Raw genomic sequence first — 24,205 nt, 5'->3', positions numbered from 1 at the left:
GCGTACGGGGGTTGGGCAACGGGTATTGCTTAAAACCACTAGAAGAAAGTTCTCGTGTTATTTTTCGGTCTGCAAAATCACGCCAAAATAGTTTTTATCGTCGGAGCTATCAAAACTTCGGAACATAAATCCAAAAAGAGTTGCTGAAACCCCTCCCTCAAACTCTGTATTGCTTACAAACACTTTCTCGATGGACCTGCTTATTTCTTCCTCTGAGCCTTGCTGGCCGATGATATCCAAATACTGGGCTATCGAAATCTCACTTGCATGAAAGGGTCGTTCCATCTGGCTTTCAAAATTTTTAGCGCTTTGGTTCGACGCAAACGTAAATCGACAAGTTCTATACAAGTCTTCGTCAGATGTCACCAAAGATGCCTTATATTTCGAATGCTCCATCCAGCCGTTCGGCGCGATGTTAAATCCGCGAGCCAGTGCTTTGTTTTCGACACCAGAAAAACTTGGAGCCGCCCCGTAGCAAAAGTCAACAAATGTCGCCATTGCGCTTCGGATATCTATCGGCTCACGAGCATCAACGGATATCTGCTGCACCGGGTATGCCGGAACGAAATTTTGAGAACAAACACTTAATGTCAAAACACTTGCGATTGGCGCAATAAGCGAGAGGAAAATCATTGTTCGTTCCAACTTAGTAAAAAATATTTTTGAAGATTAACTGGTTCTACCGTTCAAACAATACTAATTTTGAACAACATGCGATCAAACAAACAATTTTTTCCAGCGCTCCGTAAATTTAAGTGATTGTTACCAAAATAAGAATGACGCTCACAAACTCCGCACTCTAGGCCGCCGATACGCCCCCGCAGGCCCCACAACCAGCTCATGCAGCGCCCAGACCAGCGCGTCGACCCGGTCCGGCGAACCCTGTCCCTCGAACCCGCGCGCGGTCATCTGGCTCATCTGTTCCTCCAGCGCGGTCAGACCGGTCACGTGGTTCACCCGCCCCTGCTCGTAGAGTGCCGCGACAGGTTCGGCTCGTGCGACCTTGCCGCGGGAGGCCCGCACCCCGCGATAAGGGACCAGAGGGTCCAACTGCCGCACGACCTCTTCCACCAGTTGCCCGCCCTGATTGACCTCGGCCACCAGCCGCTCCGCCCCGAATTCATCCATCGCGTCAATCGCAGCCTGCGCCCAGCCCGCCGGGCCAACGCCCTGCACTGTTCGGTCGGCCAGCACATAGGCGCGCCACTGCTCGGGCGGCCCCTGTAGCTGCGCGCCCACGACCACGATCCCGCAGGCATCCGCACTGGACCCCGCCGTCACCGCCGGGTCCAACGCCACCACGACACGGTCCAGTTCGGGCACGGCGTCTACCCGCGCCGCATCCAGCATCGAGCCCGTCCACAGCGCGCCCTCGGCATCCGACAACAGCACGCCGTCCAACTCCTGCCGACCCAGCCGCGTGCCTGCGTAACGCGCGCGGACTTCGGCCAGAAACGAGTCGGCCAGATTGGCGCGGTTTGCCTCGGTCGGCGCGTGGGTCTGCACGGTGGAGGGCGACGCCAGCAGATCCTTCAAAACCTTCACATTGCGCGGCGTCGTGGTCACGCAAACACGCGGACGCTCACCCAAGCGCAAAGCAAATTGCAACATATCCCAAGTGTCACCGGCCTTTTTCCACTTGGCCAACTCGTCCACCCAAGCCCCATCGAATTGCGGGCCACGTAACCCCTCGGGATCATGCGCAGAAAACGCCTGCGCCTCGGCCCCGTTGGGCCAGATCAGCTTGCGTTCCGATGCCTTCCAGACAGGCCGACGATCCGGGGGCGAGCATTGCAATATACCGCTGTCGCCAAAGATCATAACATCGCGCACCTGATCAAAGGTCTCACCCACCAGCGCCACACGGCTGGCCTCACCGCGATCCAGCGGCTTGGGCCCTTCGACCATAGAGCGCACCCATTCCGACCCCGCGCGCGTCTTGCCTGCGCCGCGCCCTCCCATGATCACCCAGGACCGCCAGTCGCCCTCGGGTGGCAGCTGGTGTGGCAGCGCCCAGAATTCAAACAGGAAAGGGAGGGCACACAGCCCCCCCTCCCCGATCTCACTCAGAAATCTGTCCCTCACCGCAGCATCGGCGGAGGCGAGCCAGTCTGCACCCGATTTCAAATCGAGCGCGCTCAAGGTCGAGCGCATATCCCCCTTGGGCAATTCCGGCTTGTCTGTGATGTTGTTCGACAAAGCTTGTCTCCACTTTCTGACAACTTCGGATCAGCCCCTCTAACTGACCCAGTTGTTTTGCCGTTCCGGCAAGATCTGCATCCTCCCCGGTTCCGATTTGCCTGCGCAGTTCTTCTGCTGCTTGGCGCAAACCGCGAATGGATGTTTCCAGCGACTGCAACAGTTCCGCCGTCTGGGACATCCGCTCTTCCGGGGTAATCAAAGTCATGTGTGCCTGTGACCTCATGCGTGAGTTTTCTCCGCACGATAGAAACAAAAAACGACCACCGGGGTTTACCCGGGGCCGTTGCCCATCTCTCCTAGCATGACACAACTTATAGGTGAAAAAGCGCGCAAAGTCAATATGTTGCGCAACACCCACGCAACAGGAACCGCACTGCCTGTTAAGACTGTTGGCGTTTGACCTGTCTATCCACCGGTAAACTCGCTCAGCCCCGAGCGATCTCCAGCACGGCGGCACTCACAATCAGTACCGCCCCCGTGGCCTCGCGCAGCCCAAAGGGCTCGCCCGAAAATATAGCAGCCGAAATCAGGCCGACCACAACCTCGCTCATCAATAACAACCCCACGCGGGCCGGTGTCAGTAAGGTCGCGGGCCAGATCGTCAGAAAGATCATCGGCAGAGTGTACAGCACCGACAGCATCGCGATTGGCAGCACAGCGACAACAACCGTGCTTTGCTCTTGCACCTCGCCTACGCTGAACACCAGGCTGATCAGCGACAGCAGCAGAGCCCCGGCAATAAACGCAAAAACCTGCCCCGGAACCGAAATGCCTGAGGAGCGATACAAACCCAGCGTGCCCACCGCCCAAGCCATGCCGGATACCAGCGCCGCCCAATCCCCAGTATTGCTAGGCCAAGGGATGCCGTGGCCACTGCCAAGGACGATCGCCATGCCGCAAAGGCCACATACCAACCCCAAAATGCGGGTTCCGGTCAGACGCTCGCCAAGAAAAACCCGACCTAAGATCGTGCCCCAAACCGGCGTCAGGTAGAACAGCAGGATGGCTCGCACGACATCCGTATAGACCAGACTGATCGTGAACAGACCAAAGGCCGCACCGGTGAACATGCCGCTGAACATCAAATCCTGCCAGCGACGTGCCAGATCGTACCGGTCGCGCCACAAAAGCGGCAAAAGGCCAAGCAGCGCTGCTGAATACATCACGATCCCCGGCCAAGCCCCTTCCAGCCCCTGATCCACGAAGTAGCGGACAGGGATCCAGTACAGCCCCCACATCATGCCGCCAAGAACCAGGGCACCGCTGGCGAGCTTCAGGCTATGGCCCTGCTGTGCACTTCCCTTCATTCCCAACCCCAAACTTCGCCCCGAAATGTCACGACGCGCTAAACCGCCACTCGGAAATCGATGGCTCAAACTGATTGAGAACGCCAGCAGAATTTGGAACTCCGACCGTCGGTCCATCAGACAAATACTTGACAAAGCCCGCGCCAACCCTCATGTGCACGCCATCAGCGCCGCCGCGTGAGCATTCGGGCCTTAGCCCCACCGGCGCACCATATCTCTCCTGGTTCCCCTTCACGCAGGGTTCTTGATGCGACGACCGGACGGTGCAGGATACGCCTGTGCGTCCCGAGGTCCCGCTAAACCCTGCCTGCCGCGCTTTTGCGCGGCAATACGCATCCGCTTGCAAAGCTGCGGATATCAAAGGATTATTACGTGTTCGACTTCGACATGCTGGGCCTTGCCCCGGCTTTGAACGACGCCCTGAAACGGGCGAACTTTACCCAACCTACCCCGATCCAAAACCAGGCCATCCCGATGGCGCTGAATGGACATGACATTCTTGGTCTGGCCCAGACCGGCACCGGTAAAACGCTGGCCTTTGGCCTGCCGCTGATTGATCACCTGCTTGCGCAACCGGCCAAACCTGCACCCAAGACGGTCAAGGCTTTGATCCTTGCCCCGACGCGTGAACTGGTGAACCAGATCGCGGACAGCCTGCGTGCCCTCACGCAAAAGACAAAACTACGCGTCGCCACCGTTGTCGGTGGCCAATCCATCGGTAAGCAGATTTCCTTCCTATCGCGCGGCACCGATATTCTGGTGGCTACCCCCGGCCGTTTGATCGACCTGATGGAGCGCGGAGCCGTCGATCTTGGTTCAGTGCGCCATCTGGTACTGGACGAGGCCGACCAGATGTTGGACATGGGCTTTATCCATGCCCTGCGTAAAATTGCACCCGCCTTGGGCACGCCGCGCCAGACGATGCTGTTCTCGGCCACCATGCCAAAACAGATGGAAGAGCTGAGCCAATCTTACCTCACCAATCCGCAGCGTATTCAGGTCTCGCCCCCGGGTAAAGCAGCGGACAAGATCACTCAGTCCGTTCACTTCCTGTCGCGGGCGGACAAGCCCCGCAAGCTGCGTGAAATCCTCTCCGCCGATATGGAAGCCCTGACGTTGGTCTTCTCGCGCACCAAACACGGGGCCGAGCGCCTGATGAAAGACCTCGTGAAAGACGGGTTCAACGCGGCGTCGATCCACGGCAACAAAAGCCAAGGTCAGCGCGACCGGGCCATCAAAGCCTTCCGCGCTGGCGAGGTCAATGTGCTGGTCGCAACCGACGTTGCCGCGCGTGGCATCGACATTCCAGGCGTCGCTTACGTGATCAACTATGACCTGCCCGAAGTGCCTGACAATTATGTCCACCGCATTGGCCGCACGGCCCGCGCAGGGCGCGAGGGTGAGGGTATCGCTTTCTGCGCCCCGGATGAGTTGGACCAACTGAAGCAAATCCAAAAGCTGATGAAAATCGACATTCCGGTCGCCAGCGGAACCATGCCTGAATTCGCCGAGCCCAAGAAGCCTCGCAAACAGGGCGGTTTCCGGGCGCGTAAGCCACAAGGGGCCAAGTCCGGGCCCAAACCCGCCGCCTCTAAACGGCGCCGTCCACGCAGGCGTCCAGCAGCATAATCAAAAAAAGGGCCGCGTTTCGGACGCGGCCCTTTTTTAGTTGCCCGAGCTGTTCCTCTGGGCTTCAATCTCGCGCCACTTGGCGACGTTTCGGTTGTGCTCGTCCAGCGTTTCCGCAAAAGCGTGCCCCCCCGTTCCGTCCGCCACGAAGAACACATAGTCTGTCTCCTCCGGTGCCACGGCAGCCTCAAGACTGGCCAACCCCGGATTGGCAATTGGTGTCGGCGGCAAACCGTCAATCACATAAGTATTCCAAGGGGTTGCCCGACGAAGTTCACTCCTGCGCAATCCGCGTCCCAACGTGCCTTGTCCCTTGGTAACTCCATAGATCACCGTCGGGTCGGTTTGCAGCTTCATGCCGCGCTCCAAACGGTTGACGAACACACTGGCCACCTGTCCACGCTCATGTGGAACACCGGTTTCTTTTTCGATGATCGAGGCAAGGATCAGCATCTCTTCGGGGTTCGAGATCGGTAGATCATCTTGACGGCTTTCCCAGATCGCGTTGATCCGAAGTTGCTGCTTGTCCTGCATCCCCTTCAGCACGGCCATCCGATCAGTTCCGCGCGCGATGTCGTAGCTATCAGGCGCCAACATCCCTTCGGCCGGAATCTCAGTCACTTCTCCGGTCAAGGCCCCAATCTGTTTCAAACCTTCAACCACCTGCCACGAGGTCACGCCCTCGGCAACTGAAACGCGATAGCGCGTGTCCGCATCCTCGCTTTTCTCAGTATAGGCGGCAGGCACGTCTTCATCGGTGACGTCAAAAGATGCAATTTCGTCAAAGGCCAGAGTGGCAGGATTCAGTTCACGCACACGGGTCTGGATACGGGTCACACCGATGCGGTACTCGATCTCGGACCCACAGGTACTGGCGCCACTGCTGGTGATTTCGCCGATGATCTGTTCCATCGACGCGCCTTCGCGCACCAGAAAGCTGCCAGCCTTCAACTGCTGGGACCGGTCAGTGTAATCCGCCGCCATACGAAAAACCGTGGCACTGCTGATTGCACCCTGATCCTGCAGAAGCTGGCTGACCTCCCCCATATTCGATCCGCGTTCGACCCTCAAACAGATCGCCGTTTCCAACGGGCCTTCGCTTTTGTACCGCGACTGCCCCCACAGGATCAGACCACCCATCAAGAACAAGCCGACCACTAGAATGGTCAGCATGTTCGACGCCAGGGCCCGCCACATTTAGCTTACCTTTCCGAAGATCACGCTGGCATTGGTGCCGCCAAAGCCGAAAGAGTTTGAAAGCGCCACATCGATCTTGCGTTCGCGCTTGGCGTTAGGGGCCAGGTCGATCGGAGTTTCAACCGCCGGGTTATCCAAGTTGATCGTCGGAGGCGCAACCTGGTCACGGATTGCGAGGATCGAGAAGATCGCCTCGATCGCGCCCGCAGCACCCAACAAGTGGCCCGTTGCGGATTTTGTCGAGCTCATCGTGGCATTCGCCGCATGATCGCCCAGCAAACGCTCGACCGCGCCCAATTCAATGGTATCCGCCATGGTCGAAGTACCATGCGCGTTGATATAGTCCAGATCCTTGGGCTCAAGGCCCGCGCTGCGCAGCGCGGCCTGCATCGAGCGTTCGGCCCCATCGCCATCTTCGCTAGGCGCGGTGATGTGATAGGCGTCACCAGACATGCCATAGCCCAGAACCTCGGCATAAATCTTCGCTCCACGCGCCTTGGCGTGCTCGTATTCCTCCAAGACCACGATCCCAGAGCCTTCACCCATGACAAAACCGTCACGGTCAATGTCATACGGACGGCTGGCTTTCTTGGGGTCATCGGCAAACTTGGTGGACAGCGCTTTGCACGAATTGAAGCCTGCGATGCCAATCTCGCAGATGCAGCCTTCGCCACCGCCAGCAACCATGACATCCGCATCACCTGCGCGGATGATGCGGCTTGCATCACCGATGGCATGCGCACCGGTCGAGCAGGCCGTTACAACCGAATGGTTTGGTCCCTTAAACCCACGTCGGATCGAGACTTGCCCCGAGGCCAGGTTGATCAGCGCGCCCGGAATAAAGAATGGTGAGACGCGGCGCGGACCCTTGTCGCGGATCAGATTGGCTGTTTCCGCGATGGACCCAAGACCGCCAATCCCGGAGCCAATCAGGACTCCTGTGCGCAAGCGCGCTTCTTCATCTTCGGGCATCCAGCCCGCATCTTCGCAAGCCATATCGGCCGCTGCGATGGAATAAAGGATAAAATCCTCGATCTTGCGCTGCTCTTTCGGCGGCATCCAATCGTCGGGATTAAACGTCCCGTTTGTGCCATCCCCGCGAGGGACTTCGCAAGCGTAGGTCGTTGTGACCCCACTGCCTTCGGCATCAAACTGAGTGATCGGACCAGCGCCGGATTCTCCATCCAGCAGCCGTGACCAGGTTTCCTCGACCCCGCTGGCCAACGGAGTGACCAATCCCAGACCGGTTACGACGACTCTGCGCATGAAGTGCCTCTTGCCTGCTTCGTGTTTAAGAAACGCTCATACCCCGGCCCGGGGTGTGGGGGCAAGAGCAAGGGTACATTCCGCCGGAAAGCTACTCTCGCCAACTTGGTCTCGGCACACGGGCAAACAGCATAAAAGGCGGAAAACCGCCCTTGCTATAGCTTGAAAGGGCGGCGTCCTTGGGTTGGCCTTCGATTATTGGAACTCTGCGACTGGTTCATGCGCAGCGGTGGCAACCTCCAACGCATCGGACAGTTCCAATGTCTTACGGAATAGCGCGCGCCCAACCAGCGCACCCGAGATATTCGGGATGTAGGCCAGCCGTGAGATATCGTCGGCAGAGCGCACCACGCCGCTGGCAATAATCGGCGTGCGTGACTTTTCTGCCAACCCGGAAATCAGACCCAGCTGAGCTTCGACATCGCTCATATCGCTATCAATATCGGTCACCAGAATGGCCGCAAAAGGCGTGTCTGCAAATGCTTCGACAAATGCGTCCGGCGTAAAGGCGCTTTGGCTGCGCCACCCCTCTGTCATGACGTAGCCCTGCCAGACATCAACAGCCAGAACGATTTGATCCGGATACAGCTTGGCCAATTCCTTCACCAGATTGGGGTCCCAGGCAGCTAAGGTCCCGATGACGATCCGGCCCGCTCCCTTGTCAATCCAGCGTTCGACCTGTTCGCGCGTGCGCATGCCGCCAGCCAACTGCACCGGGATTTCGGCTGACCGGATGATCTCTTCGACCAGTTCCGAATTGGTATCAAGCCCTTCGATGGCGTCGAAATCCGTCAGGTGCATCCATTCCGCCCCTGCGGCCGCCCAGCTACGGGCTGTTTCGGCAGGGTTCACATGCCAGATCATAGCTTCGTCCAGACGGCCCTTGTCCAGCGTGACACACCGGCCGTTTTGCAATTCCATCGTGGGGTAAATCCTCATGAGCCTGATCCTCCGCTCAATCCTTTGCACATGAGATCAGAATACACGCAGTACCGGTCCGCGAAATTACCAGTTTCGGCAAACCGCAGGCTTTTTGCGGCATCGCAAACCGCACTGTCAGTGCCGCGTCGGAGGACCATTTCGCCGCAACAGGCACACGCGAGACCCCTGGTAATCATCCTCGCGCATTTCGACATATCCCAACCGCGCCGCCAGTTTTTGCGAGACCAAGTTGTCGGAATTTACCATTGCAACCAATGGACCGGGCATAATCCGATCGAACCAGTCATGGGCGGCCTGCGCGGCCTCAAGGCCCATGCCCTGCCCTTGGGCTTCTGGGGCAAGCACCCATCCTGCTTCGGGAAAGTCGTCGAAATCCTCGCCCAGCGCGCGATTGCCATAGAAAAAACCGGCCTGTCCAATCATCTGCCGATTCGATTGCTGAATTACAGCCCATTGGCCGAATCCGGCCATCTGCCAATGCCCCGCATTGCGCAAGAACGAATCCCAGGCTTCGCCGCGCGACCTTGGCTTGCCCCCGATATGCCGCACGACACACGGGTTACGCCAGATCTCGGCGAACCGGTTGAAATCCTCAGGCCGCATGGCGCAGAGCGTCAAGCGTGCCGTGTTTATCATCGGGGTGGATCGTATCATGCCCTGCCCGCTCTGAATTTTTTGCCTCAGCGGAAAGGGTGCGGACGAAAACAGCCTCTGACAAGCCCGAATAACGTCCACACAACAAAAAACGGCGCCTCCGTTGCCCGGAAGCGCCGCTTTTTAGGATTCTCTAAGGTCTTAGGACGCTTCAGAGATGAATTTGACGGCGTCGCCAAAGGTCTGGATGGTCTCGGCTGCGTCATCGGGGATCTCGATGCCGAACTCTTCTTCGAAGGCCATGACCAGCTCAACAGTGTCCAAGCTGTCTGCGCCCAGATCGTCGATGAAGGAAGCGTTTTCCGCTACTTTGTCTTCTTCAACACCCAGGTGCTCAACAACGATCTTCTTAACGCGATCTGCGACGTCGCTCATGTCTATTCCTCATTCCATTTCAGGGCATAGTGCCCGGTTCTGCCCTTGCCCGCTCAGGCTGGCCTTGATGTGCCCGTCTGGGCGGTTTGGGTTCCCGATTGCCGGGAAACTAGAAGGCCGACCCTGTGGCCGACCCCCGAATTGATGCGCCGCCTATAGCACAGACAACGCCCAAGGCAAACGCTTTCGCGCCTGCCCCGACAGGTGGTCACAACATGGCCATGCCGCCGTTTACATGCAAGGTGGTTCCGGTCACATATCCGGCCTCGGGGCTGGCAAGGTACAGAACTGCTGCGGCAATTTCCGACGCGTCCCCCATACGCCCGGCCGGAACCTGACCCAGGATGCCCGACTTCTGATCGTCGGTCAGCTTGTCGGTCATCGCCGTGGTGATAAAGCCCGGCGCCACCGCATTGGCCGTGATTCCACGACTTGCGACCTCATAGGCCAGCGACTTGGTCATCCCGACCATCCCCGCCTTGGACGCGGCATAGTTCGCCTGACCGGGGTTGCCCGTCGCGCCCACCACGGACGAGATGTTGATGATCCGGCCCCAACGCGCCTTCATCATGCCGCGCAGCACGCCTTTGCAGAGTTTCGCGGTCGAGGTCATGTTGACGTCGATTACGCTCTGCCATTCGTCATCCGACATGCGCATGAACAGGTTGTCACGGGTGATACCCGCGTTGTTGACCAGAATATCGACCGACCCCATCGCATCCGCCGCCTGCTTTGGCAGGGCGGCCACAGCCTCAGGGTCGCTCAGATTACAGGGCAGCACATGGGCACGATCGCCGAGTTCGGCGGCCAGCGCCTCCAGCGGTTCAACACGCGTGCCCGAAAGCGCCACCGTAGCGCCTGCGGCATGCAGAGAGCGCGCGATCTCACCACCAATCCCGCCCGAGGCACCGGTGATCAGTGCGTTCTTACCTGTCAAATCAAACATTCTCTTATCCTTTAGCTACGCGCCACGCGACGCGCGGTATCTTACGATTCGGCTTGGGTCACATTCTGCACGTCATCCGGCGTGCCGACAGCTTTACCCGCGATCGAACGGTCGATTTTGCGGATCATCCCGGACAGAGCTTTCCCCGCCCCGATCTCCCACGTCTCGGTCACGCCTTGCGCGGCCATATACTGCACACTTTCGCGCCAGCGGACCGAGCCGGTGACCTGCTCGACCAGCAACTGACGGATCAGATCGGGGTCACTGACCGCCTCGGCGCGCACATTGGCAATCAGCGGCACGGCAGGCGCTTTGATTTCTACCCCTGCCAAAGCTTCGGCCATCACATCAGCAGCAGGCTGCATCAAGGCACAATGGAAAGGCGCGCTGACAGGCAGCATGACTGCGCGCTTGGCGCCCTTTTCCTTAGCAATCTCGGCCGCGCGTTCCACAGCAGCCTTCGCGCCCGAGACCACAACCTGCGTCGGGTCGTTGTCGTTTGCGGCCTGACAAACCTCACCCTGTGCGGCCTCATCTGCCACGGCACGCACGGCTTCAAGGTCCAGCCCAAGGATCGCCGCCATCGCACCTTCGCCCACTGGCACGGCGCTTTGCATCGCCTGACCACGGGTGCGCAGAAGACGCGCAGTATCCGCAACCGTCAGCGCACCAGCAGCGGCCAGCGCGGAATATTCCCCCAGCGAATGCCCGGCAACAAAGGCTGCATCGGTGATCAAGACACCCTCGGCCTCCAGCGCCCGCATCGCCGCCATGGACGTGGCCATAAGTGCCGGCTGTGCGTTTTGCGTCAGGGTCAGCTCGGCAATATCGCCTTCCCAGATCAGGCTGCTCAACTTTTGGCCCAAGGCTTCGTCCACCTCGTCAAACACCGCCTGTGCGGCAGGGTAAGCCTCGGCCAGAGCTTTGCCCATTCCGATGGTCTGGGCACCTTGCCCCGGGAAAACAAATGCGCGTGTCATTGCAACCTCTTGGATGACGTTAGGTTGCGGCGGGGTGTAAACTGTGAAACCGCGCGGCACAAGCACTGCCTGATCTCTGCACAAAGGCACCGTAGTTGTGCGCCCTGCCCCCTTGAGTCCTGATCCCATGGCTTTAGTTTGAGCGAAGCCACCCAACCCCCGGAGCGCCAGATGCCCTCGACCAATACATTCTCAAGCTATGGCAGTGTCACCAAGGCCTTTCACTGGCTGACCGCACTGCTGATCTTTACCGCGTTCCCTCTGGGGTATTTTGCCAACGAACTGGCTCAGGCGATCTATGATCCGAACATCCCAACGACAGAAGATGACATCTCACGTGCAGCGCGCCTGTTCTCGCTACACAAGACTGTCGGCGTGGCCGTCTTTTTCATCGCCCTCGCACGCATCCTTTGGGCTCTGACGCAAACCAAACCCGGCCTTCTGAACGCCGACAACAAGCCCGAGGCTTTTGCCGCGGAAACCGTACACTGGCTGCTGTACGGCTCATTGGTGCTGGTGCCGCTGACTGGTTGGATTCACCACGCGGCGGCCGAGGGATTTGCGCCGATCCTTTGGCCATTTGGGCAAAACCTGCCTCTGGTCCCCAAATCCGAGCATCTGGCCGAATTCACCGCAAGCCTGCATTGGCTTTTCGTATGGACGCTTGGCGGCTCTCTGGTGCTGCACATTGCCGGGGCGGTGAAACACCATGTCATCGACAAGGACAGCACGTTGAGGCGTATGCTGCCCGGTTCTGCGCAGTCACCGGAACCTCCAGCCCAGCACCATTCGGCAACGCCGGCGTTTGCCGCACTGGTTGTCTGGGGCGCCGTGTTGATCGGCGGCTGGGGAATCGGCGCGTTCAGCCATCACTCTCACGCCCATACCGACGCCGCCGAACTGGCCCAGGTTCAATCGGAGTGGCAGGTACAAGAAGGCACATTGGGTATCACCATTAGCCAATTAGGCAGTCCCGTAACTGGCAGTTTCGCCGACTGGACCGCTGCAATCGCATTTGACGACCCAGCCGAACCCGGTATGGCCGGATCGGCAAATGTAACGATCTCAATCCCCTCCCTGAGCCTCGGCACAGTCAGCGGACAGGCAATGGGGTCTGACTTCTTCGACAGCGCGCAATTTCCGACAGCGCAATTCACAGCCGATCTGTTCAAGACCGAAACCGGGTACGAGGCACGCGGGCCTCTGTCCATTCGCGACAAATCTGTCGACGTGGTGTTGCCCTTCACTCTGGATCTGCAGGGCGATACCGCCACAGTCTCTGGCAAGTTGGAGTTGAACCGAATGGATTTCGACGTCGGAACTTCACAACCTACCGAGGACTCACTGGGGTTCGCGGTCATCGTTTTGGTAGACTTGATCGCGACACGCGGCGAGTAAAAGAAAACCGCCGGAGCCTGCGCTCCGGCGGTTTCGATTTCTGCAGATAAAAGCGGTTTATTCTGCTTTCTGCGCCTCAACCGAAATCTGGATTTGGACTTCGTCGCTAACGAACGGGGCAAACTGGCCCAACTCGAAATCGCTGCGGATCAGCGTGGTCGTTGCGTCGAAACCGGCCCAAGGCTTGCCAGCCATCGGGTGTTCTCCGACCTGGTTCAGTTTGGCGTCCAGCACAACCGATTTGGTAACACCGTTCATGGTCAGGTCGCCGGTGATGTTGGCGGTGTTCTCACCGGTAACTTCGATCCCGGTCGACGTGAATGAGATCAGGTCGCCTTCGGTCACGCCAAAGAAATCTTCGGTCATAAAGTGATCTTCACGCGGCTTCCAACCGGTGAACATCTCAACGACGGGCATAGATACAGAGACGCTGGACGCTGCCGGGTTTTCCTGATCGAACATGATCTCGCCTTCAAAACCCGAGAACATGCCATAGGTCGTCGAGAAACCAAGGTGATTGTAGTTGAAGATGACCTGGCTGTGGCTTGGGTCCAGAACGTATTTCTCGGCGCTGGCAAACGCCGAAGTCGCCGACACGGCCAGTGCAGCAGCAAGAAGGGTGGATTTCATGACAAACTCCGCAATGTTGTGGATGCAAACCTGTTGGGTTGCTCGATAACGAAAATGTGCCGCCCAAGGGCGGCACACAAGCTTTATTCTCTCACAACTTCTGTTCCTATATGAACAGAATAAAAATCAGGCGAAGATTGTTACACTTCCACTCAGCTGACCCTTGAGCGCTCGGCTGACATCCGCCGATTGCAACGGCAGCTTCATCAGCAGGCTGCCATCAACGTCGAACAGCTCGACCTGATCATCGCTGAACTTAGCACCCCCCAGAGTATCATAGCTGCGGCGCAGAACAGTCTGGGGGCGGCCGTTTTCGTTCTTTTGCAAAACGCGCACCTCACGGCGGATCGGATCGAAATACGCATCAGGACGGGCATCCATAACCTGAATGGTCAGAAGGCTTACACCGACAACAAGAAAGGCAAGCGATGCGGCCAGCTTGATTGGCCAGACCTCGGCAGCCATGGCAGAGCCCGGAGCGAGCCACATTGAAAATGCCATCACAATCAGGAACGCACCAACCATGCGCGCCAGGATCATGCGGACTTTCCAGTTCGGCGCGAACGCGATCAGAACTGGAACGGATTTTTCAAAACTCGCGTTCGACGCGGTCTGTTCGAGTGTATTCGTATTAATCGCGGTCATTTCTCTCACCCTGTTTCTCAGGTTGCCGACTTGGGTCCGGTGTGTCCGGTTATTGTCCCGGTATGAGAGTTAAGATCGAATTGAAAAGCGTCAGGAATTGGGCGTCGCGGTGGAAATAGCACGACTTCACCAAGGCATATGTGACGGGACTTGCCCCGTCGCAATAAACGTGTATACGGGGCCATCCTTCGCTAATCGTATGAATCGCGCAGCCTCTCGTGGCAGGGTCGCGAAGGACCAGATGGCCCCGCCTATGAAATGCGCCTTGATATAAACAGGAGTGCACATGCCACTGTATGAGCATGTAATGATCGCGCGTCAGGATCTGTCCAACGCGCAGGCAGAAAGCCTTGTCGAACATTTCGGCACCGTTCTGGCTGACAACGGCGGCAGCGTCGTCGAAAGCGAGTACTGGGGTGTCAAGACGATGGCCTACAAGATCAACAAAAACCGCAAAGGCCACTACGCCTTCCTGAAAACCGACTCGCCTGCTGACGCGGTTCAGGAAATGGAGCGCCTGATGCGCCTGCACGAAGACGTCATGCGCGTTCTGACCATCAAGGTCGACGAACATGCCGAGGGCCCCTCGGTCCAGATGCAGAAGCGCGACGAGCGCGAAGGCCGCCGCGAGCGCCGCTGATCAACGCCTGACGAAAGGACATAAACCATGGCCGCAAAACCATTTTTCCGCCGCCGCAAGGTCTGCCCGTTCTCGGGCGATAACGCGCCGAAGATCGACTATAAAGACACCCGTCTGCTGCAGCGCTACATCTCTGAGCGTGGCAAGATCGTACCTTCGCGCATCACCGCCGTTTCGGCGAAAAAGCAGCGTGAACTGGCCCGTGCTATCAAGCGCGCCCGCTTCCTCGCCCTGCTGCCCTACGCCGTTAAGTAAGGAGAGACTGACATGCAAGTTATCCTGCTGGAACGCGTTGCGAAACTGGGTCAGATGGGCGACGTTGTTGACGTCAAGCCCGGCTACGCCCGCAACTTCCTGCTGCCCCAAGGCAAAGCCCTGAGCGCGTCCGAGTCGAACATCGCCTCGTTCGAAGCACAGAAAGCGCAGCTTGAAGCCCGCAACCTGGAAACCAAGAAAGAAGCTGAAGCACTGGCTGAAAAGCTGGACGGTCAGCAGTTCATCGTGATTCGCTCGGCATCGGATGCTGGCGCTCTGTACGGTTCGGTCACTCCGCGTGACGCCGCAGACGCCGCGACCGAAGCTGGCTTCACCGTCGACAAGAAACAGATCGCCCTGATCGCACCGATCAAGGAACTGGGTCTGCACTCGCTGGCAGTCAAACTGCACCCCGAGGTCGAAGTCGAGATTCAGATGAACGTCGCCCGTTCGGAAGAAGAAGCCGAACTGCAAGCTTCGGGCAAGTCGATCCAGGAACTGGCTGCCGAAGAAGAAGCAGCCGCTGAATTCGAAATCGCCGAGCTGTTCGACGACATCGGTTCGGCCGCGTCGGACGACGATGACCTGGTTGCTGACGAAGCGCCCGCTGCGGAAGAAGAGGAAGCAAAAGCCTGATCTTCTCCGCTGGATTTGAGAAAGGCCGCGTCGTCATGCGCGGCCTTTTTTCGTTCTGGGTCCAAACGGCATATTTCAGCCTGAATTTTCCACTACCCTTGCGGACGAAACCAAGTTTCCTAGTATCGCGACAAACGCCGGAGATCTCGATGACCAAAATCAAGCGCCGTAATCTGATTGCCCTGTTGTTCGCCGCGCCTCTTGCTGCATGCGGAAGCCCGGACACCCCGACACGTGCCGCATTTGATCCTCCGCTTTATCCCAACGAGACGCCCGAGTTACGGGCCTCGATCAACAAATGGGCCGATCACTACGAGCTCCCGCGAGAGTTGGTTCACAAGCTCGCCATCCGAGAAAGCACACACCGGCCGTGGGCGGTGAACCGTCCCTATTATGGCCTGTTGCAGATCCTGCCGGCGACAGCCCGGTCCATGGGTTACAGTGGTGACCCACAGGGCCTGTTGGACGCCGATACCAATCTGGAATTTGCGGGAAAATACCTACGCGGAGCATGGTTGTTATCCGATGGCGATCAGCAGCGCGCGATCTTTCTTTACGCCAAGGGCTATTGGCCTGAGGCCAAGGCCCGCGGATTGCTGGTCGAGACTGGGTTGAAACCCGAGTGAGACAACTTGTCCTGCAGTCGGCAACAATCCGCAAAATACCGCTGCAAAAACAGGCCAATTCCTACGTATCTATTGCCATTTCGCTGCATTAACACCATGCAAAGCGAACTATTTGCTTGCGTCACATCATCAAGGTGACGCAACGTATACTTTAATTTGGACAGATACGACTATGCTCTGGGGAGAGGATAGTCATCACGAAGGTTAGACACTTGAAGCTCATCGACCTGGCCAGGATCGAACAAGAAGAAAGGTCTGCGGCGGACATTATCAATGCCGTTTGCAACGAACTTGGCTTTGATTACGCATCCTATGCAACTTTCAACCCCGTCAAAGGGGATGTTCAGGGTTATGCAAATTACCCCGACGAATGGAAGATTCATTACGGCAGCCAAGGCTTTCATCACTTCGATCCCACGCTGTATCAATCCATGCTCAGTATCGCGCCAGTGGACTGGAGCAGGTTTGACCACGATGAGAAGTTCCAGACAGTGTTCAAGGATGCCCACGACTTTGGCATCACGCCCAGAGGACTGACGGTACCGGTTCGTGGTCCGTATGGCGAATGCGGGTTGCTGAACGTCACCCGCAACTGTTCGGACGAGGAATGGGAAAAACTGAAGCGACACGTCATGGGCGACCTCCAGTTGGCGGCAGTCCAGGCGCATGACACTGTCATGCAGTCCGGGCTTTTGGCAAAAGCTCTTTATCTGCCGACCCTGTCCACCCGTGAGAAAGAGATTATGCAGTGGGTGGCCGAAGGGAAGTCACAACAGGACATCGGCGATATTCTTTCGATCTCGCACCGCACTGTTGAAGTGCATGTACGATCAGGGCGTGAAAAACTGGGGGCGTTAACGACTCCACAGGCCATTGGTCGGGCCATAGGCCTTGGTTTAATCGCCCCTGGTTAACCAAAAAACCGCTTATCTACGGGAAACCCCCAATAGTCTCAGATCATAACTTGGTTAATTTTCCATTCACGGTAACCAATCTGTAGGGGGATGGAAATGATCATCGTGATTGATGGTATAAACCAACATAAATTCAAAGACGTCTTGGACGAAATGTACCAACTGCGCGCGCGCGTTTTCGGCGACCGCTTGGGATGGGATGTGAACATCCGCGATGGTCGGGAAGTCGACAAATTTGATACGCTTAATCCTGCACACGTGGTCAGCCTGAACGACGAGGGGGACGTCGTAGGCTGCATGCGGCTGCTGCAGACCACGGGGCCGCATATGCTGGCAGACGTGTTTAACTCGATCCTGGACGGCGAACCGCCTGTGCGCAGCGCGCAAGTTTGGGAAGCAACCCGTTTTTGCGTCGACACAAAGAAACTGGGGCGTGGCAGGGGCGAAAATTCGGTCTCGTACGTAACCAGCGAGGTCATGATAGGGTCGTTCGAATACGCAAAGATGGCAGGAGTGCTGGATTCGATCGCTGTGATTGATCCTGTCATGAACCGGGTTCTGCAACGGTCTGGTAACGCTCCGTATGACTATTTAGGCTCTGCCAAACCAATGGGCAAAGTTGTTGCCATGGCCGCACTTATGGATTGCTCGGACGAAAGGATTTCCGGAATTCGGAAATATGCAGGAATCGCGCACGATGTGTTTCTAAGCGACGAACAAGCACGCGCGCTGTTCGACAAGACCAAAGCAGCACCCAAGGCTGCAAACTACGACCGTAAGCCGCTCAATCAGCTCGAAAAGTACTTTGTGGAACAAATGGGTGCAGCCACCTCGAAAGACGAAGTTGACGCTGTTCTGAGGCTGATTGAAGAACTTTCGGATAAGTTTACGCCAGAGCAGAAGTTCGCTCTGCTGAGTACCCCCCGTGCTTTCGCTCATGAGGCCTGACCCCCTCACCTCATAGCGTAAGCCACTCAAGCGGAGCCGTTGTTTCCAGACGGCTCCGCGTTTTATCTTGCTCGCCCGAAAAGGGCGAAAGAGAATTATTCCTCTTCCAAAGCCTCGACAGCTTTCTGCAGGTCGTCTTTGCTGACTTCCTTGTCGGTGACCTGAGCCAGCTCGACAATGTAGTCGATGACCTTGTCCTCAAAAATCGGGGCACGCAGTTGCTGCTGCATCTGAGCGTTCTGCTGCACGAACTCAAAGAACTGACGTTCCTGACCCGGGTACTGACGTGCCTGGTTCATGATCGCCTGAGTCATCTCGGCATCGGTGACTTCAACTTCGGCTTTCTGCCCCAGCTCGGCCAACAGCAGGCCCAAACGCACGCGGCGCTCGGCCAATGTGTTGTGCTCGTCGGTGGGTTCGATCGGATCGTGGTCATGACCTTCAACGTCCGGGTTTTCTTCGTGCCACAGCTGGTGTGCGATCTGTTTGGCTTCCGCCTCAACCAACGACGGCGGCAAGTCGAACGAGACTTTCTCGTCCAGCGCATCCAGCAGGGCACGCTTCATGACTGCGCGCGAAGCGCCCGCATATTCGGCTTCCAAACGCTCGGCGATCTGGCCCTTCAGAGCTTCCAGGTCTTCAGCGCCAAACTTGGTGGCCAGCTCGTCGTTCACTTCGGCTGCGACGGGTTCTTTCACCTCTTTCACGGTGCAGGTGAAAACAGCGTCTTTTCCGGCCAGATGCTCGGCGCCATATTCTGCCGGGAAGGTGACGTTCACGTCTTTTTCTTCTTCGGCTTTAACGCCAACCAGCTGCTCTTCGAAGCCGGGGATGAAGCTGTTCGAGCCCAGAACCAGCGGGTAGTCCTCGGCCGAGCCGCCTTCGAACTCTTCACCGTCAACCTTGCCGACAAAGTCGAACACGATCTGGTCGCCATCCTTGGCTTTCGAGCCTTTACGGCGCGCTTTGAAATCCTGCGCGGTTTCGGCGAGGTTGTTCAGCGCCTCTTCGATAGCTGCGTCATCGGCTTTGACGACCAGTTTTTCCAACTCGACTGATTTCAGGTCAACCTCGGGGATCGCGGGCAGAGCCTCATAGGACATTTCGACATGGACGTCGTCGCCTTCTTTCCAGTCCTCGTTGGTCATCTTGACCTCGGGCTGCAGGGCCGGACGATCGCCGCTGTCTTCAAAATGCTTGTTCATCGCACCGTCGATGCTTTCCTGCATCGCTTCACCCAGCAGACGCTGGCCGAACTGCTTTTTCAGCAGCGCCATCGGCACCTTGCCTTTGCGAAAACCCTTCATTTCGACTTCTGGCTGCGCTTCAACCAGTTTCTCATTCACTTTGTCGTCCAGCTCGGCGGCGGATACGACAATGTTATAGCCGCGTTTCAGACCTTCGTTCAGCGTCTCGGTAACCTGCATTATGGTAGTCCCCATAGGATTCGGGGCGCGCAAAACGGCGCGCCGGGCAAATTTGACGCCTTCTATTTGCCCAGCCCCCCGCGTGCAAGAGGCAACTGCCCGATCAGCCTTGTTTTGACCGTCTTTTGTCCAAAAATGTTGGTGACTAGGTTCCCGCGACGCGGAAGAGACAGACAGCAATACAAGCCTGCCTCCAAGGCGCGATCAGGCTTCGATCTGTTTTAAAACAGCAGGCAACTGCTCGGGCAAGTCCTCGGCGATCAGACCCGGACCAAAGTTGCGCGCGCATTCCACATGCAGCCAAGCGCCCGTTTCCACCGCCTGCATCGGACTGAACCCGCGCGCCAACAGGCCCGTGATGAACCCCGCCAGAACATCCCCTGACCCGGCCGTGGCCAACCACGGTGCCGCCCGATCATAGACAGCGGCATTGATCGAACATCGCCCATCCGGAGCGGCAATCACCGTGTCTGGCCCCTTGAACAGAACGACACACCCCGCCCGCTTGGCGGCTTCGCGCGTGGCGTCCACCTTGGAATAGGCCGGGCCTTTGGTCGGCGCAGCCGGCAATTTCTCGACAATATCCGGGAACAGGCGCGCAAATTCCCCCCCATGCGGGGTCAGAACGCAATTCTCGTGCAACTGCCCGAACAAAGCCGCCGGATCATCCGCAAACGCCGTCAGAGCATCCGCATCCAGCACGGTCGCCCGCTTGGCCCGCAGCGCAACCGGCACCAGTTCGCGCGCCCGCTCCAACCCCATTCCCGGCCCAAGACACAGCGCATTCAACCGCTCGTCGCCCAGCACATCCGCAAACCCCTCGGCCCCATCAACCCGTTGCACCATGAGGGCCGTCACCTGCGCCGCCACCTCCATCTGAGCCGAGCCCGGCACGCCAAGCGTCACCAGGCCCGCCCCAATCCGCAAAGCCCCCCGCGCCGCCAACCGCGCAGCACCAGTTTTCGCAGCGCCGCCTGAGAGGATCAGGGCGTGACCGTGGGAGTATTTATGCTCGTAAAGTTTTTTGAAGAGATACTGTGGCAAGTTGCTTTGATCTGCTTCCGTACACAGCACCCGAACCAGTTTTTCCTGATCGTGGAGCTTAACCAAAGCACTTCGGGCCGCTGAATCAGGCTTTTCCAGTGACGGCAACCCAATGCCAGTCACAATAGTCTTTCCACAATATCGGGGACCATCCGCGATGAGATGACCAATCTTTCTAGTATGAAATGAAACGGTCAAATCAGCCGAAATTGCGGAGCCTATCGCCCGACCGCTGTCTGCGCACAATCCACTCGGTGTGTCTACGGACACAACCCGAACACCTTTCTCTGTTAGCATAGTTTTCACCGCCTCTTGAGCCAAAAGGCTGAACGCCCCCCCAAAAGGACGAGTCAAGCCGGTTCCAAACAAGCTATCGACAATCAAGTCCAAATGATCCGGGAAAGGCAGGTACTCATCCACCAAGGGTGGTGGATCAATCTTTCGAGCTTTGACAGCCCCCAACTCCATCCACCGCTCATAATTCACTCGCGCATCCGGCGGCAGCTTCTCGGAATCCCCGTACAGAAACACCTCAAGGTTCCACCCCAACGCATGCAGCAGACGCGCAACAACAAACCCATCACCGCCATTGTTCCCCGGCCCGCACAACACCACGGCGCGCAGCGGATCCCCTTCATCTGGCCTCAAATACCTCGGGGAGCTCGAGGGGCTGGCCCCTCGATCCTTGAACTCGGGCCACTCCTCATAAATGGCATCGACAACGCCCTGCCCAGCCCGCTCCATCAGCTCCAGTCCGGTGACCTCACCAGACTCAATCGCGGCCTGTTCGATGGCCCGCATCTGAGCAGCCGTCAGCAGTTCCGTCATCTCAAAATTCCCAGTCGATTCAATTTCGATTACTTTTTGTGCAATCTGATTAAAATTTAAACCTAAGCCTATTTTCCCGGCGGCCAAACGGGACCAAATTCGCAATCCGATTGCCGCCCGATCTTAGACGTGGTCACTGCCATCCTGACAAGAGTTAAAGGGAGCCCGGGATGAAGAAGATCGAAGCGATCATCAAACCGTTCAAACTCGATGAGGTAAAAGAGGCACTGCAGGACGTTGGCGTCCAGGGTCTCAGCGTGATCGAGGTCAAGGGGTTTGGTCGCCAGAAAGGCCACACCGAACTGTACCGCGGTGCGGAATATGTGGTCGACTTTCTGCCCAAAGTGAAGGTCGAAGTCGTTTTGGACGACGATCAGGTCGATGCTGCCATCGACGCCATTGTCTCGGCCGCTAAGACCGACAAGATCGGCGACGGCAAGATTTTTGTGTCGCCCGTTGAGCAAGCCATTCGCATCCGCACCGGTGAAACCGGCTCGGAAGCGCTGTAATCGAACACTCCAATCAGAGGAAAATAGAGTATGAGCAAGGACGCAGTTCTTCAGCTGATCCGTGATGAAGACGCAGAATACGTTGACATCCGCTTCACCGACCCGCGCGGCAAGCTTCAGCACGTCACCATCATGTCGGACCAAGTTGACGAAGACTTCCTGGAAGAAGGGTTCATGTTCGACGGCTCGTCGATCGCTGGCTGGAAGTCGATCGAAGCATCGGACATGAAACTGATGCCCGACACCGAAAGCGCTTATGTCGATCCGTTCTATGCAGAGAAAACCATCTGCCTGCACTGCTCGATCGTTGAGCCCGACACTGGCGAAGCCTATGAGCGTGACCCGCGCGGTACGGCGCAGAAAGCCGAAGCCTACCTGAAGGCATCCGGCATCGGCGACGTTGCCTACATGGGCCCCGAGGCAGAGTTCTTCCTGTTTGACGATGTCCGCTTCTCGAACAGCATCAACAAGGTATCCTACGAAGTTGACGCAACCGACGCGTCGTGGAACACCGACACCGAGTACGAGATGGGCAACATGGGCCATCGTCCGGGCGTCAAGGGTGGCTACTTCCCGGTGAACCCCGTTGACGAAGCGCAGGACCTGCGTTCGGAAATGCTGTCGACCATGAAGCGTCTGGGCATGAAAGTTGACAAGCACCACCACGAGGTTGCGTCCTGCCAGCACGAGCTGGGCCTGATCTTCGACAGCCTGACCAAACAGGCCGACGAGCTGCAGAAGTACAAGTACGTCATCCACAACGTTGCACATGCCTACGGCAAATCGGCCACCTTCATGCCGAAGCCAATCGCAGGCGACAACGGCACCGGTATGCACGTGAACATGTCGATCTGGAAAGACGGCAAACCTCTGTTCGCTGGCGACAAATATGCTGATCTGTCGGACGAAGCGATCTACTTCATTGGCGGCATCCTGAAACACGCCAAGACCCTGAACGCCTTCACCAACCCGTCGACCAACAGCTACAAGCGCCTGATCCCGGGCTTTGAAGCACCTGTTCTGCGCGCCTATTCGGCCCGCAACCGTTCGGGTTGTGTCCGTATTCCGTGGACCGAAAGCCCGAAAGCCAAGCGCGTTGAGGCCCGCTTCCCCGATCCGGCCGCGAACCCCTACCTGGCGTTTGCTGCTCTGCTGATGGCTGGTCTGGACGGCATCAAGAACAAGATCGATCCGGGCGAAGCCATGGACAAGAACCTGTACGATCTGCCGGCCGAAGAACTGGCCGACATCCCGACCGTATGTGGTTCGCTGCGTGAAGCGCTCGAAGCTCTGGCCTCCGATCACGACTTCCTGCTGCAGGGCGACGTGTTCACCAAAGACCAGATCGACGGCTACATCGCGCTGAAGATGGAAGAGGTCGAAACCTACGAGCACACACCGCACCCTGTAGAATACGGCATGTACTACAGCTGCTGATCCAAGAATTTTCGACGAAAATTCTTTCAAGGGCGTCCAACCGGGCGCCCTTGTCTCATTCCGGGTGATCTTCCACACTAGCGACAGGAGGAGATCGCATGGACACCGAATTCACCAACTTCGTGACCACACCCGAAGACCTGGAACGGATCACCGGCGCGCCCCTGCCCCAGATCATCGCCAAGGAACTGCCCGCGCTTGACCAGATGTGCCGCGACTTCATCGCGACCTCGCCGTTCTGCCTGATCGCCTCGGCCAATCCGGACGGGCATTTGGATGTATCCCCGCGTGGGGATCCATGTGGCTTTGTTCAGGTGCTGTCGGACAACTTGATCGCCATCCCTGACCGCCCCAGCAACAAACGGGTGGACACCTTTCACAACATCCTGAAAGACCCACGCGCCAGTGTTATCTTCTTCGTGCCAGGAAAGATGGAGACGCTGCGTATCCGAGGAACTGCCCAAATATGCGCTGATCCAAAACTACTGGCCTCGATGACTGTGCAAGCCCGGCCGCCCAAACTTGCACTTCTGATTAAGGTGCAAACTGTTTTTGCGCACTGCCCTAAATGCGTGATCCGCGCGAACCTGTGGAGCCCCGAGGACTGGCCGGACTCGTCCAACCTACCGAACATGAACGCCATGATGGTCAAACATGCCAAGATCAACAAAACGCCGGATGAGTGGTTTGAGGCCCTCAAGCACAGCGGAGAGTTGGACCTGTACTAAACCCTTTGCCAGACCAAAGACGCATCGTAAGGTTGGGGTGTG

At 57.6% G+C, this 24,205-nt stretch carries 25 protein-coding genes; 11 read left to right on the top strand and 14 right to left on the bottom strand.

The window, feature by feature from the left end:
- Nucleotides 1-57: 57 nt before the first annotated feature.
- The 3 genes from J7380_RS02515 to J7380_RS02505 form a co-directional block, all read right to left on the bottom strand.
- Complete coding sequence (locus J7380_RS02515) at nucleotides 58-633, bottom strand: hypothetical protein (RefSeq protein ID WP_209194338.1); 576 nt, start codon at nucleotides 631-633, stop codon at nucleotides 58-60.
- A 150-nt stretch (nucleotides 634-783) separates the two neighbouring features.
- A complete protein-coding gene (locus J7380_RS02510) occupies nucleotides 784-2,154 on the bottom strand; it encodes a terminase family protein (protein WP_209194618.1) in 1,371 nt (456 codons plus the stop codon).
- 473 nt (nucleotides 2,155-2,627) lie between these two features.
- Complete coding sequence (locus J7380_RS02505) at nucleotides 2,628-3,509, bottom strand: DMT family transporter (RefSeq protein ID WP_209194337.1); 882 nt, start codon at nucleotides 3,507-3,509, stop codon at nucleotides 2,628-2,630.
- Nucleotides 3,510-3,881: 372 nt separating this feature from the next.
- Between J7380_RS02505 and J7380_RS02500 the strand changes: the two genes are divergently transcribed.
- On the top strand, nucleotides 3,882-5,138 hold the full coding sequence (locus J7380_RS02500; protein WP_209194336.1) for a DEAD/DEAH box helicase: 1,257 nt from the start codon (nucleotides 3,882-3,884) through the stop codon (nucleotides 5,136-5,138).
- Between the two features lie 36 nt (nucleotides 5,139-5,174).
- On the opposite strand, the gene mltG is transcribed toward J7380_RS02500, so the two are convergent.
- The 7 genes from mltG to fabD all read right to left on the bottom strand — a co-directional run bounded on the left by mltG (nucleotide 5,175) and on the right by fabD (nucleotide 11,498).
- The gene (mltG, locus tag J7380_RS02495; protein ID WP_209194335.1) at nucleotides 5,175-6,335 is read right to left on the bottom strand and encodes an endolytic transglycosylase MltG; all 1,161 of its coding nucleotides are present in this window, start codon (nucleotides 6,333-6,335) and stop codon (nucleotides 5,175-5,177) included.
- Nucleotides 6,336-7,601 (bottom strand): beta-ketoacyl-ACP synthase II, encoded by a 1,266-nt coding sequence (gene fabF, locus J7380_RS02490; RefSeq protein ID WP_209194334.1) that lies wholly within the window; start codon nucleotides 7,599-7,601, stop codon nucleotides 6,336-6,338.
- Between the two features lie 195 nt (nucleotides 7,602-7,796).
- The gene (locus J7380_RS02485) at nucleotides 7,797-8,540 is read right to left on the bottom strand and encodes a 1-(5-phosphoribosyl)-5-[(5-phosphoribosylamino)methylideneamino] imidazole-4-carboxamide isomerase (protein WP_209194333.1); all 744 of its coding nucleotides are present in this window, start codon (nucleotides 8,538-8,540) and stop codon (nucleotides 7,797-7,799) included.
- Nucleotides 8,541-8,657: 117 nt separating this feature from the next.
- On the bottom strand, nucleotides 8,658-9,197 hold the full coding sequence (locus J7380_RS02480; protein WP_209194332.1) for a GNAT family N-acetyltransferase: 540 nt from the start codon (nucleotides 9,195-9,197) through the stop codon (nucleotides 8,658-8,660).
- A 141-nt stretch (nucleotides 9,198-9,338) separates the two neighbouring features.
- Nucleotides 9,339-9,572, bottom strand: coding sequence for an acyl carrier protein (locus tag J7380_RS02475; protein WP_008756330.1), 234 nt, complete (start codon nucleotides 9,570-9,572; stop codon nucleotides 9,339-9,341).
- Between the two features lie 208 nt (nucleotides 9,573-9,780).
- Nucleotides 9,781-10,518, bottom strand: a complete 738-nt coding sequence (fabG, locus tag J7380_RS02470) for a 3-oxoacyl-[acyl-carrier-protein] reductase (protein WP_170354521.1) — start codon at nucleotides 10,516-10,518, stop codon at nucleotides 9,781-9,783.
- 41 nt (nucleotides 10,519-10,559) lie between these two features.
- Nucleotides 10,560-11,498 carry an ACP S-malonyltransferase gene (gene fabD, locus J7380_RS02465; protein ID WP_209194331.1) on the bottom strand — a complete coding sequence of 313 codons (939 nt, stop codon included), beginning with the start codon at nucleotides 11,496-11,498 and terminating at the stop codon, nucleotides 10,560-10,562.
- Nucleotides 11,499-11,669: 171 nt separating this feature from the next.
- Between fabD and J7380_RS02460 the strand changes: the two genes are divergently transcribed.
- Nucleotides 11,670-12,896, top strand: a complete 1,227-nt coding sequence (locus J7380_RS02460) for a cytochrome b/b6 domain-containing protein (protein ID WP_209194330.1) — start codon at nucleotides 11,670-11,672, stop codon at nucleotides 12,894-12,896.
- Between the two features lie 57 nt (nucleotides 12,897-12,953).
- Here J7380_RS02460 and J7380_RS02455 read toward each other — a convergent pair whose 3' ends face one another.
- Together J7380_RS02455 and J7380_RS02450 are read right to left on the bottom strand one after the other, a co-directional pair.
- A complete protein-coding gene (locus tag J7380_RS02455) occupies nucleotides 12,954-13,526 on the bottom strand; it encodes a YceI family protein (protein ID WP_209194329.1) in 573 nt (190 codons plus the stop codon).
- 126 nt (nucleotides 13,527-13,652) lie between these two features.
- A complete protein-coding gene (locus J7380_RS02450) occupies nucleotides 13,653-14,171 on the bottom strand; it encodes a hypothetical protein (protein ID WP_209194328.1) in 519 nt (172 codons plus the stop codon).
- A 286-nt stretch (nucleotides 14,172-14,457) separates the two neighbouring features.
- Here J7380_RS02450 and rpsF point away from each other — a divergent pair, with 286 nt between their 5' ends.
- The 6 genes from rpsF (at nucleotide 14,458) to J7380_RS02420 (ending at nucleotide 18,190) form a co-directional block, all read left to right on the top strand.
- Nucleotides 14,458-14,811: a 30S ribosomal protein S6 gene (rpsF, locus tag J7380_RS02445; RefSeq protein ID WP_209194327.1), complete on the top strand. Its 354-nt coding sequence runs from the start codon at nucleotides 14,458-14,460 to the stop codon at nucleotides 14,809-14,811.
- Nucleotides 14,812-14,838: 27 nt separating this feature from the next.
- A complete protein-coding gene (gene rpsR / locus J7380_RS02440) occupies nucleotides 14,839-15,066 on the top strand; it encodes a 30S ribosomal protein S18 (protein ID WP_005982441.1) in 228 nt (75 codons plus the stop codon).
- Between the two features lie 12 nt (nucleotides 15,067-15,078).
- A complete protein-coding gene (rplI, locus tag J7380_RS02435; RefSeq protein WP_209194326.1) occupies nucleotides 15,079-15,702 on the top strand; it encodes a 50S ribosomal protein L9 in 624 nt (207 codons plus the stop codon).
- Nucleotides 15,703-15,851: 149 nt separating this feature from the next.
- Nucleotides 15,852-16,328, top strand: a complete 477-nt coding sequence (locus tag J7380_RS02430; protein WP_209194325.1) for a transglycosylase SLT domain-containing protein — start codon at nucleotides 15,852-15,854, stop codon at nucleotides 16,326-16,328.
- Between the two features lie 212 nt (nucleotides 16,329-16,540).
- The gene (locus J7380_RS02425) at nucleotides 16,541-17,242 is read left to right on the top strand and encodes a LuxR family transcriptional regulator (protein WP_209194324.1); all 702 of its coding nucleotides are present in this window, start codon (nucleotides 16,541-16,543) and stop codon (nucleotides 17,240-17,242) included.
- 96 nt (nucleotides 17,243-17,338) lie between these two features.
- Complete coding sequence (locus J7380_RS02420) at nucleotides 17,339-18,190, top strand: acyl-homoserine-lactone synthase (RefSeq protein WP_209194323.1); 852 nt, start codon at nucleotides 17,339-17,341, stop codon at nucleotides 18,188-18,190.
- Between the two features lie 95 nt (nucleotides 18,191-18,285).
- Here J7380_RS02420 and tig read toward each other — a convergent pair whose 3' ends face one another.
- Entirely contained in the window at nucleotides 18,286-19,617 is a 1,332-nt protein-coding gene (tig, locus tag J7380_RS02415) for a trigger factor (protein ID WP_209194322.1), read from the bottom strand.
- A 204-nt stretch (nucleotides 19,618-19,821) separates the two neighbouring features.
- Entirely contained in the window at nucleotides 19,822-21,489 is a 1,668-nt protein-coding gene (locus J7380_RS02410; protein ID WP_209194321.1) for an NAD(P)H-hydrate dehydratase, read from the bottom strand.
- Nucleotides 21,490-21,659: 170 nt separating this feature from the next.
- Here J7380_RS02410 and J7380_RS02405 point away from each other — a divergent pair, with 170 nt between their 5' ends.
- The 3 genes from J7380_RS02405 to J7380_RS02395 all read left to right on the top strand — a co-directional run bounded on the left by J7380_RS02405 (nucleotide 21,660) and on the right by J7380_RS02395 (nucleotide 24,163).
- The gene (locus J7380_RS02405) at nucleotides 21,660-21,998 is read left to right on the top strand and encodes a P-II family nitrogen regulator (RefSeq protein ID WP_170354532.1); all 339 of its coding nucleotides are present in this window, start codon (nucleotides 21,660-21,662) and stop codon (nucleotides 21,996-21,998) included.
- Nucleotides 21,999-22,028: 30 nt separating this feature from the next.
- Nucleotides 22,029-23,435, top strand: coding sequence for a type I glutamate--ammonia ligase (gene glnA / locus J7380_RS02400; RefSeq protein WP_170354533.1), 1,407 nt, complete (start codon nucleotides 22,029-22,031; stop codon nucleotides 23,433-23,435).
- 98 nt (nucleotides 23,436-23,533) lie between these two features.
- Entirely contained in the window at nucleotides 23,534-24,163 is a 630-nt protein-coding gene (locus J7380_RS02395) for an MSMEG_1061 family FMN-dependent PPOX-type flavoprotein (RefSeq protein ID WP_209194320.1), read from the top strand.
- The last annotated feature ends 42 nt before the right edge of the window (nucleotides 24,164-24,205 follow it).

Origin of the sequence: Ruegeria sp. R8_1, from assembly GCF_017743815.1 — a bacterium.
Taxonomy (GTDB): domain Bacteria; phylum Pseudomonadota; class Alphaproteobacteria; order Rhodobacterales; family Rhodobacteraceae; genus Ruegeria; species Ruegeria lacuscaerulensis_A.
Note: the sequence above shows the minus strand (reverse complement) of the source record. Positions and strands in the feature narration are given on the sequence as shown.

What these genes read in the sequence shown, in the direction of transcription:
- rpsF (WP_209194327.1), top strand. Translation starts at nt 14,458, where the DNA reads ATGCCACTGTATGAGCATGTAATGATCGCGCGTCAGGATCTGTCCAAC.
- J7380_RS02485 (WP_209194333.1), bottom strand. Translation starts at nt 8,540, where the DNA reads ATGAGGATTTACCCCACGATGGAATTGCAAAACGGCCGGTGTGTCACG.
- J7380_RS02410 (WP_209194321.1), bottom strand. Translation starts at nt 21,489, where the DNA reads ATGACGGAACTGCTGACGGCTGCTCAGATGCGGGCCATCGAACAGGCC.
- J7380_RS02450 (WP_209194328.1), bottom strand. Translation starts at nt 14,171, where the DNA reads ATGACCGCGATTAATACGAATACACTCGAACAGACCGCGTCGAACGCG.
- J7380_RS02395 (WP_209194320.1), top strand. Translation starts at nt 23,534, where the DNA reads ATGGACACCGAATTCACCAACTTCGTGACCACACCCGAAGACCTGGAA.
- rpsR (WP_005982441.1), top strand. Translation starts at nt 14,839, where the DNA reads ATGGCCGCAAAACCATTTTTCCGCCGCCGCAAGGTCTGCCCGTTCTCG.
- J7380_RS02480 (WP_209194332.1), bottom strand. Translation starts at nt 9,197, where the DNA reads ATGATACGATCCACCCCGATGATAAACACGGCACGCTTGACGCTCTGC.
- J7380_RS02515 (WP_209194338.1), bottom strand. Translation starts at nt 633, where the DNA reads ATGATTTTCCTCTCGCTTATTGCGCCAATCGCAAGTGTTTTGACATTA.
- mltG (WP_209194335.1), bottom strand. Translation starts at nt 6,335, where the DNA reads ATGTGGCGGGCCCTGGCGTCGAACATGCTGACCATTCTAGTGGTCGGC.
- J7380_RS02505 (WP_209194337.1), bottom strand. Translation starts at nt 3,509, where the DNA reads ATGAAGGGAAGTGCACAGCAGGGCCATAGCCTGAAGCTCGCCAGCGGT.
- J7380_RS02420 (WP_209194323.1), top strand. Translation starts at nt 17,339, where the DNA reads ATGATCATCGTGATTGATGGTATAAACCAACATAAATTCAAAGACGTC.
- tig (WP_209194322.1), bottom strand. Translation starts at nt 19,617, where the DNA reads ATGCAGGTTACCGAGACGCTGAACGAAGGTCTGAAACGCGGCTATAAC.
- J7380_RS02475 (WP_008756330.1), bottom strand. Translation starts at nt 9,572, where the DNA reads ATGAGCGACGTCGCAGATCGCGTTAAGAAGATCGTTGTTGAGCACCTG.
- fabD (WP_209194331.1), bottom strand. Translation starts at nt 11,498, where the DNA reads ATGACACGCGCATTTGTTTTCCCGGGGCAAGGTGCCCAGACCATCGGA.
- J7380_RS02510 (WP_209194618.1), bottom strand. Translation starts at nt 2,154, where the DNA reads ATGCGCTCGACCTTGAGCGCGCTCGATTTGAAATCGGGTGCAGACTGG.
- J7380_RS02430 (WP_209194325.1), top strand. Translation starts at nt 15,852, where the DNA reads ATGACCAAAATCAAGCGCCGTAATCTGATTGCCCTGTTGTTCGCCGCG.
- J7380_RS02455 (WP_209194329.1), bottom strand. Translation starts at nt 13,526, where the DNA reads ATGAAATCCACCCTTCTTGCTGCTGCACTGGCCGTGTCGGCGACTTCG.
- rplI (WP_209194326.1), top strand. Translation starts at nt 15,079, where the DNA reads ATGCAAGTTATCCTGCTGGAACGCGTTGCGAAACTGGGTCAGATGGGC.
- J7380_RS02405 (WP_170354532.1), top strand. Translation starts at nt 21,660, where the DNA reads ATGAAGAAGATCGAAGCGATCATCAAACCGTTCAAACTCGATGAGGTA.
- glnA (WP_170354533.1), top strand. Translation starts at nt 22,029, where the DNA reads ATGAGCAAGGACGCAGTTCTTCAGCTGATCCGTGATGAAGACGCAGAA.
- fabG (WP_170354521.1), bottom strand. Translation starts at nt 10,518, where the DNA reads ATGTTTGATTTGACAGGTAAGAACGCACTGATCACCGGTGCCTCGGGC.
- J7380_RS02460 (WP_209194330.1), top strand. Translation starts at nt 11,670, where the DNA reads ATGCCCTCGACCAATACATTCTCAAGCTATGGCAGTGTCACCAAGGCC.
- fabF (WP_209194334.1), bottom strand. Translation starts at nt 7,601, where the DNA reads ATGCGCAGAGTCGTCGTAACCGGTCTGGGATTGGTCACTCCGTTGGCC.